Annotated in this window: 13 protein-coding genes; 4 read left to right on the forward strand and 9 right to left on the reverse strand. The window is 69.3% G+C overall.

Annotated elements, in window-relative coordinates; genetic code table 11:
* Window positions 1-43: 43 nt before the first annotated feature.
* Window positions 44-1,078, reverse strand: a complete 1,035-nt coding sequence (gene amrS / locus ACZ5KV_RS12355) for an AmmeMemoRadiSam system radical SAM enzyme (RefSeq protein ID WP_464239612.1) — start codon at window positions 1,076-1,078, stop codon at window positions 44-46.
* A 161-nt stretch (window positions 1,079-1,239) separates the two neighbouring features.
* Window positions 1,240-1,539: a hypothetical protein gene (locus ACZ5KV_RS12360; protein ID WP_464239613.1), complete on the reverse strand. Its 300-nt coding sequence runs from the start codon at window positions 1,537-1,539 to the stop codon at window positions 1,240-1,242.
* Window positions 1,540-1,632: 93 nt separating this feature from the next.
* Between ACZ5KV_RS12360 and purM the strand changes: the two genes are divergently transcribed.
* A complete protein-coding gene (purM, locus tag ACZ5KV_RS12365) occupies window positions 1,633-2,697 on the forward strand; it encodes a phosphoribosylformylglycinamidine cyclo-ligase (protein ID WP_464239614.1) in 1,065 nt (354 codons plus the stop codon).
* A 112-nt stretch (window positions 2,698-2,809) separates the two neighbouring features.
* Here the strand turns inward: purM and ACZ5KV_RS12370 are convergent, their stop codons facing one another.
* The 3 genes from ACZ5KV_RS12370 to rplM all read right to left on the reverse strand — a co-directional run bounded on the left by ACZ5KV_RS12370 (window position 2,810) and on the right by rplM (window position 5,114).
* The gene (locus tag ACZ5KV_RS12370) at window positions 2,810-4,120 is read right to left on the reverse strand and encodes a radical SAM family protein (RefSeq protein WP_464239615.1); all 1,311 of its coding nucleotides are present in this window, start codon (window positions 4,118-4,120) and stop codon (window positions 2,810-2,812) included.
* 149 nt (window positions 4,121-4,269) lie between these two features.
* Window positions 4,270-4,662 carry a 30S ribosomal protein S9 gene (rpsI, locus tag ACZ5KV_RS12375; RefSeq protein WP_464239616.1) on the reverse strand — a complete coding sequence of 131 codons (393 nt, stop codon included), beginning with the start codon at window positions 4,660-4,662 and terminating at the stop codon, window positions 4,270-4,272.
* A gap of 23 nt (window positions 4,663-4,685) precedes the next feature.
* Window positions 4,686-5,114 (reverse strand): 50S ribosomal protein L13, encoded by a 429-nt coding sequence (gene rplM / locus ACZ5KV_RS12380; RefSeq protein WP_464239617.1) that lies wholly within the window; start codon window positions 5,112-5,114, stop codon window positions 4,686-4,688.
* A 293-nt stretch (window positions 5,115-5,407) separates the two neighbouring features.
* Between rplM and ACZ5KV_RS12385 the strand changes: the two genes are divergently transcribed.
* The 3 genes from ACZ5KV_RS12385 to ACZ5KV_RS12395 all read left to right on the forward strand — a co-directional run bounded on the left by ACZ5KV_RS12385 (window position 5,408) and on the right by ACZ5KV_RS12395 (window position 8,874).
* Entirely contained in the window at window positions 5,408-6,664 is a 1,257-nt protein-coding gene (locus tag ACZ5KV_RS12385) for an HD domain-containing protein (RefSeq protein ID WP_464239618.1), read from the forward strand.
* A 207-nt stretch (window positions 6,665-6,871) separates the two neighbouring features.
* Window positions 6,872-7,828 (forward strand): MBL fold metallo-hydrolase, encoded by a 957-nt coding sequence (locus tag ACZ5KV_RS12390; RefSeq protein ID WP_464239619.1) that lies wholly within the window; start codon window positions 6,872-6,874, stop codon window positions 7,826-7,828.
* A gap of 44 nt (window positions 7,829-7,872) precedes the next feature.
* Window positions 7,873-8,874: a GGDEF domain-containing protein gene (locus tag ACZ5KV_RS12395; protein WP_464239620.1), complete on the forward strand. Its 1,002-nt coding sequence runs from the start codon at window positions 7,873-7,875 to the stop codon at window positions 8,872-8,874.
* A 290-nt stretch (window positions 8,875-9,164) separates the two neighbouring features.
* On the opposite strand, the gene ACZ5KV_RS12400 is transcribed toward ACZ5KV_RS12395, so the two are convergent.
* The 4 genes from ACZ5KV_RS12400 to ACZ5KV_RS12415 all read right to left on the reverse strand — a co-directional run bounded on the left by ACZ5KV_RS12400 (window position 9,165) and on the right by ACZ5KV_RS12415 (window position 12,502).
* The gene (locus ACZ5KV_RS12400) at window positions 9,165-9,494 is read right to left on the reverse strand and encodes a hypothetical protein (RefSeq protein WP_464239621.1); all 330 of its coding nucleotides are present in this window, start codon (window positions 9,492-9,494) and stop codon (window positions 9,165-9,167) included.
* Window positions 9,495-9,676: 182 nt separating this feature from the next.
* Entirely contained in the window at window positions 9,677-10,306 is a 630-nt protein-coding gene (locus ACZ5KV_RS12405; RefSeq protein ID WP_464239622.1) for a chemotaxis protein CheX, read from the reverse strand.
* Window positions 10,307-10,466: 160 nt separating this feature from the next.
* The gene (locus ACZ5KV_RS12410) at window positions 10,467-11,528 is read right to left on the reverse strand and encodes an HDOD domain-containing protein (protein ID WP_464239623.1); all 1,062 of its coding nucleotides are present in this window, start codon (window positions 11,526-11,528) and stop codon (window positions 10,467-10,469) included.
* Between the two features lie 98 nt (window positions 11,529-11,626).
* Window positions 11,627-12,502 carry a CheR family methyltransferase gene (locus tag ACZ5KV_RS12415; RefSeq protein WP_464239624.1) on the reverse strand — a complete coding sequence of 292 codons (876 nt, stop codon included), beginning with the start codon at window positions 12,500-12,502 and terminating at the stop codon, window positions 11,627-11,629.
* Window positions 12,503-12,661: the final 159 nt, after the last annotated feature.

Raw genomic sequence — 12,661 nt, forward strand, 5'->3', positions numbered from 1 at the left:
GTGCGGACGCCGTGGCGCGCCGCCGGGGTTTGGGCCCGCGCGGCTACCAGACCCCGGGCACGGGCTGGCCGCACTCGGGGCAGCGGCCGCGCTCCGGGCCGGAGCCCAGGAAATTCTCGCGCACCAGGAACCCCGTGCGCCGCAGCAGCACGGCATCGCAGCCCGGGCAGCGGGTCGATTCCCTTTCGCCGTCCACCCCGCCGCCGGGCGCGTTGCCGAGGTAGACGAAGTGCAGCCCGGCCTCGCGGCCCAGGCTCCAGGCGCGCTCCAGGGTCCCCACCGGCGTGGGGCCCACCCCGCGCAAGCGGTGGTCCGGGTGGAAGCGCGACACGTGCCAGGGCACGTCGGGCCCCAGCTCCCCGGCGATGAATCCGGCGATGGCCGCCAGTTCGGCGTCGGAGTCGTTGAGCCCCGGGATGACCAGGGTGGTCACCTCCAGCCACCAGCCCAGCGCCCTGATATGGCGCAGGTTATCCAGCACCGGAGCCAGCCGCGCGCCGCACAGTTCGCGGTAGAACTCCTCGGAGAAGGCCTTGAGGTCGATGTTGGCCGCCTGGATGAGCGGGCCCAGAGCCTCCAGGCACTCCGGGCTCATGAAGCCGTTGGAGACGAGAATGTTGTCCAGCCCTCGCGCCCGGGCGGCCTGGGCCGTGGCCCGGGCCAGCTCGAAGAACACCGTGGGCTCGGAATAGGTATAGGACAGGCTGGCGCAATGGTGGTCCAGGGCGGCCTGGGCCAGGGCTTCGGGCTCGGCGCGGCGGCCCTGCACGGCCTCGCCCGTGCGCGGGCCCTGGGAAAGGGAAAAGTTCTGGCAGAAGGTGCAGCTCATGTTGCAGCCCATGGTCGCCAGACTGAGGGTCGTGGTGCCGGGGCGGAAGTGGAACAGGGGTTTCTTTTCCACCGGGTCCACGGCCAGGGCGGCCACCCGGTCGGCGACCAGGGTGAACAGGGCGCCGTGGTCATTGACGCGCACGCCGCATCGGCCCCGGTCGCCGTCGGCCAGCACGCAGAAGTGGGCGCACAGGCGGCACTGGACCTTGCCGCCTTCCAGGGGTTTCCAGAGTTGGGCCGGATGCATGGAGTCTCCTTGCCGGTCTGGTCGGGCCGGGCGCGCCCCGGGGAGGGGTGCCTGGGCCGTCCCGGGGTCATCCGGGTGCCGGGGGCAGGGCTTGCCCGGCCTCTCCTGGCCGGGCCGTTGCCGCGGGCCGTGGGGGCCGGGAGCCGTCCCGGTCCGGGCGGTCATTTCTTCCGGGGCGCGGGCCAATGGACCTCGGGGCGCACCTCCACGGGGGGCGCTTGGTATTCGGGCTCTTCGTCCCGGGGCACGGGGCCCGTGCGCATGAATTTGTCCCCGGTTTGCGGGTCGCGGCCGATTTCGATGTTGCCGCCGCCGGTGCCGAAGCTTTTGTAGGCCGGCGGGTCGGGCGTCGTGGCGTTGGCGGCCCAGGCAGGGCCGGGGCCCAGGGCCGCCGCCAGGGCCAGGGCCGCCGCCAGGGCCCGGAAATGCCCGCCTCGCGCGAATAAGCCGTGATTGTTCATGAAAAATACTCCCTTGAAGAATGGGCGCGAAACACTTATAACCCACCCCTCGGCGCCCTCGCGCCTGGATTTTCCCTGCAAGGAGCGTTCCCCATGACCGACAGGAGCAAGGCCTACACCGAAGCCGGGGTGAACATCGGCGCGGGCAACGCCTTTGTCTCGCGTATCAAGAGCATGGTCGCCTCGACCTTCACCGGCGGTGTCATCACCGACATCGGCGGCTTCGGCGGCCTGTTCAAGCTCGACACCACGGCCATGGAAGAGCCCGTGCTGGTGGCCTCCACCGACGGCGTGGGCACCAAGCTCAAGCTGGCCTTCGAGTACGATGTCCACGATACCATCGGTATCGACCTGGTGGCCATGAGTGTCAACGATATTCTGGTTCAGGGTGCCAAACCGCTGTTTTTCCTTGACTATTTTGCAACAGGCAAGCTGGACGTGGAGCGCGCGGCCAAGGTGCTCGAAGGCGTGGTCGAGGGCTGCAAGCAGGGCGAATGCGCGTTGCTGGGCGGCGAAACCGCCGAGATGCCCGATTTCTACAACCCCGGCGAATACGACCTGTCCGGCTTCTGCGTGGGCGTTGTGGACAACGCGCGCATCGTGGACGGCTCCTCCGTACGCCCCGGCGACAAGCTGGTCGGGCTGGCCTCCTCGGGGGTCCACTCCAACGGCTATTCCCTGGTGCGCAAGCTGGCCGCCGCCGCCGGGCTCAAGGGCACGGACCCCTTCCCCGGGCAGAACGGCGCCACCGTGGCCGAGGTGCTCCTGGCGCCGACCAAGATCTACGTCGGCACCGTGCGCGCGCTGATGCGCGAGCTGGAAGTGCGCGGCATGTGCCATGTCACGGGCGGCGGGTTCTACGACAACATCCCGCGCGTGCTGCCCCGGGGCGTGGCGGCGCATATCGACTTCGGCGCCTGGGACATGCCTCCGGTCTTCCACTGGCTGCGCGAGGCCGGGAACATGACCTGGCCGGAAATGCTCCAGATCTTCAACTGCGGCATCGGCTACATCCTCATCGTGCCCGAGGACGTGGCCCTGGACGTGGTGTCCCGCGCCGAGGGCATGCAGGAGCAGGCCTGGGTCATCGGCACGGTGGAGCGCATGACCAAGGACGACACCGAGCAGGTGGTGGTCCACTTCCCCGAATCCTGCTAGGCCCGCCCGGCGGGCCGCCTGCGGGCGCGATGCGAAAAGCCCCGGAAGGTTTGCCTTCCGGGGCTTTTCGCGTTCGTGCGGCGTGGCATCGTTGCGCCGCCGGGCGCGGGGTTCAGGAGGCTGCGGGCCCCTGGGGGCGCTGCGGTGCCTCGCGGTCGCCCAGGTAGGGGTTGAAGTAGCCGAATTCCAGCCAGGGGCAGGCTTTTTTCAGGCGTTTTTTGAAATTGGCCAGCCCCATGCTCGGGCCGTCCACGAAGGGCGCGGCCAGGTCCAGATACAATTCGGGGTCCAGGTTCAGGTTGCGCAACTGGATGAAATCCACGCGCAGGTCGTGGGCCCAGGCCGCCAGGCGTTCCAGCTCGGCCTCGGTGTCCGTCACGCCCGGGAAGAACAGCAGGTTCAGGGACACGAACAGCCCGTGGGCCTTGGCCTGTCCGATGGTCTGGCGCACGGCGGCCAGCCCGTCGTAGCCCTGGGGGCGGTAGTAGGCCGCATACAGCCCGGGGTCGGCACTGTTCATGGACACGCGGATGGAATCCACCCCCGCGCGGGCCAGGGGCTCCATGGTTTCGGGCAGGCTGGCGTTGGTGTTCACGTTCACCGTGCCGCGCCCGCCGCCGGTCCGGAAGCGGGTGACGGCCTCGGCGATGGCCCGGGCTTCGGTCAGCGGTTCGCCCTCGCATCCCTGGCCGAAGGAGTAGACCGGGCGGCGCCGCTCGCGCCGGGCGTGCTCGGCCATGACCTCCGCAATCTCCGCCGGATCGGGCCGGAAGTTGATGCGCCCCTGGGGCGCGGGGAAGCCCGAGTCCTCGGGCTGGTGGGAGATGCAGCCCAGGCAGCGGGCGTTGCAGGTCCGCGCCGTGGGCAGGGGCGCTTCGAAGCGGCCCAGGGCCAGGTTCTTGGCCGCCGGGCAGCAGTAGGTCAGGGCGCAGCGGCCCAGGTGGGCCACCAGCCGGTTTTTGGGATACTTGGCCAGCAGGGCGCGGGCGCCCTGGGCGATGCGCTCCTCGGGGATGCCGCTGAAGACCTGACGGCGGTCTTCGTCCACCTTTTTGGCGCAGACCCAGAAGCGCCCTTCGGCAAAGCCCACGGCGGCGTAGGCCATGAGCGGCAGGCGCGGGGCGCCTTCGTCGGTGGCGTAGGCCGCCACGCCGGTCACCGTGTGCGCCGGGCAGACGAACGCCGCCACGGCGTTTTCTTCCAGGGCCAGGGCCTGCCCGGTTTCGGGGTCCAGGCCTACGGCGCGCCGTCCGGGCAGCAGGAACACGTCGCTGCCCTCGGGCAGGGGGGTCAGGTCCTGCGGGCGGGGCAGAGCCAGCTCCTCGCCCCGGCGGCAGAGCAGCAGCAGGTCCGGGTCGTCGTAGATGGTGCCCTTTTCGTCGGCGAACAGCAGCCGGGGCTGGACCTTGGTTCCGGTGGACATGGCGCCTCCGTCGGGCTGGGGGGCAGGGCGGTTTCGGGCCGTCCGGCGGGCCGGGAGCCGCCGCATTGCACGACGGCGCGGGGCCAAAGCAAAGGGCGGGCCTGCAAAAGCGCAAGCCCGCCCGGAAGAGCACCGCGTGAGAGTCGATCCTAGCGCTTGGAGTACTGGAACCGGGCGCGGGCGCCGCGCTGGCCGTACTTCTTGCGCTCCTTCTTGCGGGCGTCGCGGGTGACCAGCCCGGCCTTCTTCAGGGAGGGGCGCAGGCCGCCGTCGAACTCCATGAGGGCGCGGGTGATGCCGTGACGCACGGCCTGGGCCTGACCGGCGATGCCGCCGCCGTCGACGTTGATCTTGATGTCGAACTTGCCCATGGTCTTGGTCAGGTTCAGGGGCTGGCGGATGATCATCTGCAGGGTGGCCCGGGGGAAGTACTCCTCATAGGGACGCCCGTTGACGATGATCCGGCCGGTTCCGCCCTGGTAGATGCGGGTCCGGGCAACGGAGGTCTTCCGCTTGCCGGTGCCGTAGAAAAATTCGCTCATTGTCTCACTCCTTGCGGTGCGTGCTAGATGTCAAGCTGCTTGGGGCTTTGCGCGCCATGGGGATGCTCGCCGCCCGCGTAGATCTTCAGCTTCTTGAGCATGGCCCGGCCGATGCGGTTCTTGGGCAACATGCCGCGCACGGCCTTGCGGATGACCTCTTCGGGCTTGGTGGCCAGCAGGTCCTTGAGGCTGATCTCGTGGATGCCGCCGACATAGCCGGAGTGGCTGTAGTATTTCTTCTGGCCCAGCTTGGCGCCGGTGACCTTGATCTTCTCGGCGTTGACCACGACGACGAAGTCGCCGATGTCCATGTGCGGGGCGTACTCGGGCTTGTGCTTGCCGCGCAGCCGCGTGGCGATCTGGGTGGCCAGGCGGCCCAGGATCTTGTCCTGCGCATCGACCACGAACCACTCGCGGGCGACTTCGCCCTGCTTCGGACTATATGTCTTCATGGGAAGCTCCTCGGTCGTAAAGTCGGAAACAAGGCTCATTAAGGGCTTTGCCTCCGGCTGTCAAACAAAATTCCAATGCGCGAAACGTAACAGGGACCGGAAACCTACCCGAAAATTTTCCGCTTGGGAAGCCCCTGCGAGGGCTTTTTCGCGACCGGGGCGGCGAGCCACGGCCGGTGCGGGTCGCGCCGCCCTGGGGCGCCGCCCGGGCCGGGCTCTGCCGGGCCCGGCGCATCGCGGCCTTGAGCTTTGTCCGGCCCCGGGATAGGGTGGGGCCCACAACGGGAGCCGCCATGCCGATCATTCGCAAGAGCCTGCTGCAATTCATCTTCTCCGGCACGACCATGAAGCGCTGGAACGACAAGCTGCGCCCGGTGGAGCTGCTGGAGGTGGACAAGCAGGCCCACAAGATGATGACGGCCTGGATGCTCTTCATGCTCAACTCGCGCGACATGGCCCCCGCCGCCCGCCGCGAGCTGGGCGACGCCGTGGTCGAGGGCGGCCTGTTCGACTACTTCTACCGCCTGGTCATCACCGACATCAAGCCGCCCATCTTCTATAAGATCAAGGAGAACCCCGAGCACCACCGCCAGCTCACGGCCTGGGTGCTCGACCAGCTCGAGCCCCTGCTGCTGCCCGTGGGCCGCGAGTTCTGGGACCGCTTCCGGGCCCGGCTGTCCCTGCCGCCGGGCGGGGCCGGGGCGGCCGGGCGCATCCTCGACGCCGCCCACCTCTACGCGTCGAGCTGGGAGTTCAACCTCATCAAGGATCTCGGCCCCTGGGACGACGAAAAGGCCGGCATCGAGCAGTCGTTCATCGACGGGCTGCACCGCTTTTCGGATCTGCGCGGCGTGGATGACCTTCTGGCCGGGCCGGAGTCCGTGCTCGGGCGCTTCGCCCACCTGTGCGGGCAACTGCGCTTCCAGACGCGCTGGTCCCAGACGCCGCGCATCCCCGAGACCTCCGTGCTCGGTCACCTGTTCATCGTCGCGGCCTATGCCTGGTTTCTCAGCCTGTCCGTGGGCGCCTGCCCGGCGCGCAGGCAGAACGACTTCTTCGCCGGGCTGTTCCACGACCTGCCCGAGGTGCTCACCCGCGACATCATTTCGCCGGTGAAGAAATCCGTGCGGCCCATCGGCGACCTCATCCGCCAGTACGAGGACGCCGAGCTGGCCCGGCGCGTCTATGGCCCGCTGGAGGCCGGGGGCTTCGCCGACCTCGCCGCGCGCCTGGGCTACTTTCTGGGCCGCGAGGTCGGCTCGGAGTTCCAGGCCATGGCCCTGCGCGATGGTGCTTCCGGTTCCCCCGCCCCGGTGACCTGGGAGGAGCTGCAAGGCCCGGCCAACCGCGACGACCTGGACCCCAAGGACGGCGAACTGCTCAAGGTTTGCGACAGCCTGGCGGCCTTTGTGGAGGCCTACTCCGCCCTGCGCAACGGCATCTCGTCCGACCAGCTTCAGCAGGCCGTCTGGCGCCTGCGCCAGCAGTATCAGACCTACGCCCTGGGCGACGACCTCCACGTCGGCGCCCTGCTGGCCGACTTCGACTAGCGCCCGGCCCCTCCCCCCCGGCCCCTCCACCCCGGGGCCGCACCTCCCCTTCCGGCCCGGTGCGGGAAAAGCCCCGCCATGCGGGGCTTCTTCCCCGGCGGCGTCCGCCCGGCCCAGGCGCCAGCCAACCCCCCTCTTTCTTTGACCTTCCGGCGGGACGGATGTATAAATGAGTATCCCGTTGCCGTGCCGTCAGGAGGTGCCGCCGTGAAAGTGACCATCTGGGGCTGTCGCGGATCGTTGCCCGTGTCCACCACCGCCCCGATCATCCGCCGCAAGGTCGCCAGGGCCCTGCGCGCCGCCGCGCGCAAGAACCTCGGCCCCGGCGCCGACGTGGACGCCTTCATCGACGCCGAACTGCCCTTTTCCGTGTGGGGCTCCTACGGCTCCAACACCTGCTGCGTGCAGGTGGACGGCGGCGGCGAAAGCACCGTGGTCGTCGATTGCGGCTCCGGCCTGCGCGACCTGGGCAACGCCATCCTGACCACGCGCGGCCCCTCGGGCGGGCGCTACGATTTCCTCATGACCCACCTGCACTGGGACCACCTGATGGGCTTCCCCTTCTTCATCCCGGCCTACGTGCCCGGCAACGCGATCCGCTTCCACGGCTGCCACCAGGCCGTGGAGCAGGCCCTGCGCACCCAGCAGTCCCAGCCGTTCTTCCCCGTGAACTTCGACGACCTGGGTGCGGACATCGGCTTCAACACCCTGACCCCGGGCCGGACCGTCGAAATCGGCGGCATGGCCGTGACGCCCTTCGCCCAGAACCATCCCGGCGGCTCGTACGGCTATCGCTTCGAGGCCGGCGGCAAACGCTTCGTCATGTCCACCGACAGCGAGCACCGCGAGGACGCGGAAAGCCCCGGCTATCCTTTCCTGGAGCACATCCGCAGCGCCGACCTGCTCATCTTCGACGCGCAGTACACCTTCCACGCCGCCAGCACGAGCAAGCGCGACTGGGGCCACTCCTCGAACATCGTGGGCGTGGAACTGGCCAAGCGCGCCGGGGTGCGCACCCTGTGCCTCTTCCACCAGGAGCCCACCCTGGACGACGCATCCATCGAGGCCTTCCACGACGAAACCCGCCGCTACGCCCGGCTGTTCATGCCCGAAACGCCCCTGGACGTGCTCATGGCCTACGACGGCATGACCATCGAGCTCTGAGCCCCGCAACCCGCAAGCCCGGCCCCGCCGGACAAGGAGCCGCCATGCATCAGGCCGAAACCCGCCCGGCCGAGACCGACCTGGGCGAAACCCTGCTCATCCTCAATTTCGCCTCGCGGATGCTGACCCTCGCCTCCGACCGCGATACCGTCACGGACATGGCCCTGGAAACCCTGGCCGACTTCGCCGCCGCCCCGCGCGTCGCCCTGTGGACCCTGAGCCCCGACGGCGCCACCCTGACCCTGGACCGCCTCTTCGCCGCCAACGCCGCCTCCCGCCCGGAGCTGGCCGTGCCCGTGGCGGGCGGCGCCTTCGAGCGCGTCTTCGCCGAAAAGCGCGACATGGCCTTCGCCGCCCGGCCCGGGGCTTTGGCCCCGCTGCCCGCCGGGCCCGGGCAGGGCTGCCTCGTGCTGCCCGTGGTCGCCTCCAGCGGGCTGATCCTCGGCGCCCTGAGCCTGGACGCCGCCGCCCCCGCCCCCGAAACCCTGGCCTCCCTGCGCCTGCTGGCCACCGTCCTGGCCGTCAGCCTCGACAACGCCCGCCTCTTCGAGCTGGCCATGGTCGACGGCCTCACCGGCCTGTACATGCGCCGCTTCTACGACGCGCGCATCGCCGAGGAACTGGCCGCCCTGCGCCCCGGGGCCAGTGCCTGCCTCGTGGTCTTCGACATCGACCATTTCAAGCGCGTCAACGACACCTGGGGCCACGCCACCGGCGACCTCGTGCTGCGCGAATTCGCCCGCACCGTGCGCCACGGCGTGCGCCGCGGCCACGACCTCGCCTGCCGCTACGGCGGCGAGGAGTTCACCCTGATCATGCCCGCCACCACCGCCCCCCAGGCCCTGGAAATCGTCGAAGGCGTGCGCCACGCCGCCGCCGCCATGACCTTCCCGGGCATCGAACCGCCCCTGCGCGTCACCGTCAGCGCGGGCATCGCCCAGGCCGACGGCCCCGGGCAGACCGCCGAAAACATCTTCGCCCGCGCCGACGCCGCCCTCTACGCCGCCAAGGAGGGCGGGCGCGACCGCGCCGTGGTCGCCAAATAGGGCCCGCGCCGCGCCGCACGCTGCCGGGGGGGCCGCACGCTGCCGGGGCGCTGCCCCGGACCCCGGCAGGAGGGCGCCGCCCCCCTGCACCCCCTGCGAGGGGCCGACGGCCCTCGACCCCGTACGCCCCGCCCCGAAACCGCGCGGCAAAGCCCGCGCGGTTTCGGGGCGGGGGTGTTCTTGTTGCCCGTTGGGCTGCGCGGGCGGGAGGCTGGAGATCGGGACAGAATATCGGGCCGGATTCCCTGGCGGGAACCCGGCCCGGGTGTTTGCGGAGGGGGAGGGAAGCGCTATCTGGAGTGCCCGGTGGGGGGCGCGGGAGGGCGGCCGGAGAATGCCTGCTCGGGAAGCTGCGCCCCGGCGCCGCCGTCGGCGCGGCAGGTGCACGTCGGGCTCAGCGTGCCGTCGCAGCAGACCACCCGCCCGTTGCGGCAGCCGCAGACGCCCTTGTGCCACGAGCAGCAGCCCCGCTGGGCAAGCGGGCCGCCGACCTCAGGCAGAGACGGGGGTGGGCTGCGCATGCCTCCCGGCCCAGGGGCGGGAGCCGGGAAAGGCCCGGCCGCCAGGGCCGGGCCGGACAGCGCAAGCAGCAGGATCAGGACCGCGATGCCGGGTTTCATGGCGTTTCTCCTGGCAGCGGGAAAGTCGTGGCCTTGATCCGGATAGCAGATATTTTGCGAAAGCGGAAGGCGGGAGCGAAAACGGGCGTTGCCCCGGCCGCCGCGGGACTGGGCGAAACGTGGGCGGGCCCCGGCCATTTCCGGCCGGGGCCCGCCCGCGTGATGGTGCGCCCGGGGGCGATCTAGTCGAAGAATTTGTCGATGGCGTTCTGGTCCATCTTTTCCTGCTTCTGGCCCGGGTCGGGCGCGGGGGTGGCTGGCTGGGCCTCGGGAGCGGCGGCCTGGGTTCCCGGGGCCGGGGCCTGGGGCGCCACCTCCTTGCCTACGGCCACGGCCTGGGTGCGCACGAAGCAGATTTCCACCACCAGGTCGCCGTCCGCCGTGGTGAAGGGGATGGCCAGGATGGGCCCCGAGGCCGGGTGCGCCACGCGCAGGCCCTTGCCGATGACCACCGACGGCGTGGAGGCCCGGAAGTTCAGGCCCATGGTGGACAGGTTCTGGCGCGCCTGGCCCGAGATCATGTTCGTCAGCTCGCCCACGGCGTCGGCGATGTCGTTGTTCAGATCGGTGTATTCCTCGCCGATCATGTTGCTGACGATGCGCAGGATGGCGCCCTTGGACAGGGACAGGGCGATGGTGCCCTCGGCGTGGCCGGTGATGCCGATGAGCCCGGTCACGTCGCACTGGGCCGTGCGCCGGGTGTTGATGTACGGACGCCCGGGCGTGGCCGAGACCATGGCCATGGTGGACAGCACGTTGACGACGGCTTCCAGAAAGGGGTTGATGAACGCAACGTCGTATTTGATGGCCATGGCCGCCTGGGGGGTCCGGTTGAGGGGCAGGGTCGGAAGCGGCCCGCTGGGCCGGGAATCGTGACCGATGCTTCCGCGCGCGGCGGAAACATCATTTCATAGACGCTCGGGGGGCCGAAGGCAAGCCCGGGGCGCAGGCCCGGCCCGCACCCCGGCGCGCCTACAGGAACGTTTCCGTGACCTCCTCGATGTGCAGGTCGTACAGCTCCATGAGCGGTTCGATGGACTGGGGCGAGAGCCCCAGGCGCTCCCAGGCCCCGGCGCTCAGCCCCGGCAGCACGAACTTGCCCCCCGCCGGAATCTCCACGGCGTTGGCCATGTTGTCGGCCAGTTGGACCACGGCGGCGTCCAGCGGGTCGGGCGCGTCCATGGGCGTGTGGTGGTAGTGCACCAGGTCGATCATCTCCTGCGGGAAGTTCCAGGCCGTGAGCAGCGTCCGGCCGACTTCGGTGTGGTCGTAGCCGAACACGTCGGCCTCGGCGTCCACCACGGGCAGCATGTTGGAGCGCGCGTGGATCAGGGCCTGGGTCGAGGCGTAGGGCAGCTTCTTGAACAGGATGAGCCGACCCACGTCGTGCAGCAGCCCGCCGGTGAACAACCGCTCCGTGTTCGCCCCGCGCACGCGCGCGGCCAGCAGTTTGGAGAAGATGCCCACGCTGATGGAATGCTTCCAGAAGGTGCGCATGTCGATCAGTTCGGGCGGGATGTCCTTGAAGAAATTGATGGTCGAGATGCCCAGGGCCAGGTTGGAGACCTCGCGCACGCCCAGCAGCGACACGGCGTGGGGCACGGAATCGATGCGCTCGGCAAAGGCGTAGAGCGGGCTGTTCACCAGCTTGAGCAGCTTGGCCGTCAGGGCCACGTCGGTGCCGACGACATTGGCCACGTCGTCGGCGGAGCTGGTGGGCCGGTCGAGCACCTCGCGCAGGCGGAAGTACACGTCCGGGAAGGACGCGATCTTGGTCTCGGCGTCGACCATCTCCTGCGCGCCGCTCTCCTGCTCCTGGTAGAACATGTCTCGCAGGTGCTCCACGTTGCGCGGCATGAGCTGGTCGATGGTCGGGAAGGTCCAGCCCGTGCGCAGGGCGGCCAGGGTCCGGGCCACGGTGACGCGGTACAGCGCGACCATGGCCTCGTGGTCCGGGTCCACGTAGAGGAAGAAGCCGCGCACGTAGTTGTCGGCTTCCGGGAAATTCGCGGCGCTGGTGTCGATCTGGTACACGCCTGTCCTCCGTATCGGTGTGGCGCGGCGTCTGGCCGTGCCGTGCTCTGCGTTCCTCGGCCCAGGGGAATCCCCGGGGCGCCCCTGCCGCCCGGCGGCTAGGCCTTGACGTAGGCGATGCCGCCCGGCTTGAACACGGGCCGGAATGCCGTGGACAGCTTGTGGATGCTCTCGGAATGCCCCAGGAACAGGTGCCCGCCGGGCACGAGATTGTCGTAGAACGCCGAGACGACCTGCTTCTTCATGGGGTCGTCGAAGTAGATGATCACGTTGCGGCAGAACACGATCTGCGACGGCGGCACCCGCCGGAGCTGGGTCCGGTCCGAGAGGTTGATGGGCCCGAAGCTGACCAGCTTCTGAACCTTGGATTTGATCTGGAATTCGCCGCCGCCCACGTCGTCGAAGTATTTGGTCAGCATGCCCTTGGGCGTGGTGCGCAGGGCGTAGTCTCCGTAGACCCCCCGGCGGCACTTGGCCAGCATGGCCGGAGAGAGGTCGTTGGCCGTGATGCGGATGCGCCAGCCGATGATGGACATGCCCAGAACCTCGTGCAGCAGGATGGCCAGGGTGTAGGGCTCCTCGCCCGAGGAGCACCCGGCGGACCAGATGGACAGCTCCTTGCGCCCGGCCTGTTCCTGGCGCTCGATGGTCTCGCGCAGGATATGGTCCTTGAACATGGTCAACTGCTTGATGTCGCGGAAGAAGCTCGTCTCGTTGGTGGTGATGCGCTCGCACAGCGCATCCATCTCCCTGGTCCTGTTGGCGTCCAGGCGCAGGTAGTCGTAATAGTCCTTGAACGAGGCGAGGTTCAGCTCCTGCAGGCGTACGCCCAGGCGGTTTTCCAGCAGGTATTTGCGCTTGTCCGGGATGCTGATGCCCGTCTTGTCATAAATGAAGTCACGCAACTGCGCGAATTCGGCGTCGCTGATCTTCGGCTGCTTGCGCAGGGTGAGCGAACTGCCCAGAACTCCCATGGATGATTCTCCTTCCCGGCAAATACGGTGCTCCGACACGTTGCAAAATAGCAGATTCGTGGTGCCTGGGGAAGCCCAGGCCCGCAAAAAAAGCCCTGCCCGCCCCGAGGTGAGGGTCGGGCGGGCAGGGGGAGGAGGGACCGGGGGGGCGGTCCCCGA

The organism is Desulfocurvus thunnarius (assembly GCF_055390965.1).